Genomic DNA, 3,110 nt, shown 5'->3' on the forward strand with positions numbered 1-3,110 from the left:
GGCCCGGGCCCCGGCACGGCTCCCGCAGCGTCACCACGCCAAGTGGCACAGCAGCGAGCGGCACAGGGGCGAGCGGCACAGCAGCGAGCGGCACGCGCCATCGGAAACCCGGCGCCGATCCGGCACGGATCACCCCGCCCCGGGCCGCCCGCCCGGCACCCGCCGCTCCGGGCCTCCCCGGCCTCCCGGGCCTCCTGGGCCACCCAGGGCTGCCCGTCCGAGCGGGGCCTGCCAGCCCCTCGTCGGCATCGATCCGTCTGCCGAGCCCCCAAGCGCCCGCCCCGGGCCGGCGGCCTGCTCCAGCTCAGCCGCCCGGCGGCGGCCGCAGGCTTCGTACGGTGCGGCGCCACCGTGCTCGCGCGTCCCGCCGGCCCACGCTTGCCGTCGGGTGAGCCGCGTCTCACCTGGCTCCCGCCGCTTGTCTGTGCAACAAGTTGCATAGCAAGATCGCGGCATGGCGCTCGAACACGCGATCCTCGTCTCCCTGCTGGAGAAGCCGGGCTCCGGCTATGAGCTGGCCCGCCGCTTCGACCGGTCCATAGGCTACTTCTGGACCGCCACGCATCAGCAGATCTATCGCGTCCTCAAGCGCATGGAGAGCGACGGCATGCTCACGGTCCGCACCGTCCCACAGCAGGGCCGACCGGACAAGAACGAGTACTCCGCCGCCGGCCCCGGCCGGGCCGCCCTCGCCGAATGGCTGCACGAGCCGATCGAACCCGAAAGCCTGCGACACGACCTCGCCGTGAAGATCCGCGGCGCGGCCTTCGACGACCCGGCCTCCCTGATCCGCGAGGTCGAGCGGCACCAGCAGGCGCACCGGGACCGACTCGCGCGCTATCTCGCCGGGGAACTGCGCGACTTCACGGGGCCCGACGCCCCCACACCGCTGGACGTCGGGCAGGAACTCCAGCACGTCGTCCTGCGCGGAGGCATCGCGCAGGAGCGGATGACCATCGCCTGGCTCGACGACGTCCTGGCCACCCTCCACCGACTCGGCCGACCCGCGCCGACCGGGCAGGCCGCGCCCGCCGTGCCGCCCACGACCGCCTGAACCACACCCGGCCCCGCCTCCTCCCACCTCCCAGCTCCTCCCTCCGCGCGTCCGCGCGATCTTCGACTCCCACCCCTCGGAAGGTGAACCGCCATGTCCGACCCTCTGCTGTTCCACCCGCACACCTACGACCCCGCACACTTCGACCCGGAGACCCGCAGGCTCCTGCGCGCCACCGTCGACTGGTTCGAGGCCCGCGGCAAGCGGCGGATCATCGAGGACTACCGGTCGCGCGCCTGGCTGGCCGACTTCCTCGCCTTCTCCGCCAAGGAAGGGCTCTTCGCCACCTTCCTGACCCCGGCAGCCGCCGCCGGCGAGGACGAGCCGGACAAGCGCTGGGACACCGCACGGATCGCGGCCCTCAACGAGATCTTCGGCTTCTACGGCCTCGACTACTGGTACGCCTGGCAGGTCACCATCCTCGGCCTCGGCCCGGTCTGGCAGAGCGACAACGCCGCCGCCCGCGCCCGCGCCGCGCAACTCCTCTCCGACGGAGAGGTGTTCGCCTTCGGCCTGTCCGAGAAGTCCCACGGCGCCGACATCTACTCCACCGACATGCTGCTGGAGCCCGACGGCGACGGCGGCTTCCGCGCGAGTGGTTCGAAGTACTACATCGGCAACGGCAACGCCGCCGGCCTCGTCTCCGTCTTCGGCCGCCGCACCGACGTCGAGGGCCCCGACGGCTACGTCTTCTTCGCCGTCGACAGCCGCCACCCGGCCTACGAACTCGTGAAGAACGTCGTCGACTCCTCGAAGTACGTCAGCGAGTTCCGCCTCGTCGACTACCCGGTGGCCGCCGCCGACGTCCTGCACACCGGCCGCGCCGCCTTCGACGCGGCCCTGAACACCGTCAACGTCGGCAAGTTCAACCTCTGCACCGCCTCCATCGGCATCTGCGAGCACGCGATGTACGAGGCCGTGACGCACGCGCACAACCGGATCCTCTACGGCCGCCCCGTCACCGCGTTCCCGCACGTGCGCCGCGAGCTGGCCGACGCCTACGTCCGTCTCGTCGGGATGAAGCTGTTCAGCGACCGCGCCGTCGACTACTTCCGCTCCGCCGGACCCGACGACCGCCGCTACCTGCTCTTCAACCCGATGACCAAGATGAAGGTCACCACGGAGGGCGAGAAGGTCATCGACCTGATGTGGGACGTCATCGCCGCCAAGGGCTTCGAGAAGGACAACTACTTCGCCCAGGCGGCCGTCGAGATCCGCGGACTGCCGAAGCTCGAGGGCACCGTCCACGTCAACCTCGCGCTGATCCTCAAGTTCATGCGCAACCACCTGCTGGACCCGGCGGAGTACGCGCCCGTGCCGACCCGCCTCGACGCCGCCGACGACGACTTCCTGTTCCGGCAGGGGCCGGCCCGCGGCCTGGGCTCCGTACGCTTCCACGACTGGCGCCCCGCCTACGACGGCTACGCCGGCGTGCCGAACGTCGCGCGCTTCCGCGAGCAGGCCGACGCCCTGTGCGAGTTCGCGGCCACCATCGCCCCCGACGAGGAGCAGGGCCGCGACCTCGACTTCCTCCTCTCAGTGGGTCAGCTCTTCGCGCTGGTCGTCCACGGACAGCTCATCCTGGAGCAGGCCCGCCTGACGGACCTGGACGAGTCCGTACTCGACGAGCTGTTCTCCGTCCTCGTACGCGACTTCTCCCAGCACGCCATCGAGCTCCACGGGAAGGACTCCACCACGGTGGAGCAGCAGAACTGGGCACTCGCCTCCATCCGGCGCCCGGTCATCGACGAGGCGCGCTCGGCGCGCGTCTGGGCCCGGGTCGAGGCCCTCTCCGGCGCCTACGAAATGACGCCGTAGCGGACCAGCCCCCTCGGCGGACCGCCGAGGGGGCACCCATCCGGCCGGCACCGGGTTGGACGGAGCGGGGCCCCGCCGTTCCGGGAGACACAGCCCCACCTGCGGGTACGCGCCGGTCGGGCGTGCATCGGGATGCCCCGTCACACGGCTGTGACAGTCGGCGGACACCTCCATGAAGTCCCACGGCCAATCTCTTTATCAGGGACAAACACCGACATTCCGGAATGCGTCCCCTGCT

The 3,110-nt window shown here is 71.1% G+C and carries 2 protein-coding genes; both read left to right on the top strand.

What is annotated here, in order from left to right; all coding sequences use genetic code 11:
* The first annotated feature begins 454 nt into the window (after positions 1-454).
* Positions 455-1,054, top strand: a complete 600-nt coding sequence (locus PV721_RS42430; protein ID WP_319734101.1) for a PadR family transcriptional regulator — start codon at positions 455-457, stop codon at positions 1,052-1,054.
* A gap of 93 nt (positions 1,055-1,147) precedes the next feature.
* The gene (locus PV721_RS42435) at positions 1,148-2,872 is read left to right on the top strand and encodes an acyl-CoA dehydrogenase family protein (protein ID WP_319734105.1); all 1,725 of its coding nucleotides are present in this window, start codon (positions 1,148-1,150) and stop codon (positions 2,870-2,872) included.
* Positions 2,873-3,110: the final 238 nt, after the last annotated feature.

The sequence above is a fragment of the Streptomyces sp. MB09-01 genome (genome assembly GCF_033794505.1).
Classification (GTDB): domain Bacteria; phylum Actinomycetota; class Actinomycetes; order Streptomycetales; family Streptomycetaceae; genus Streptomyces.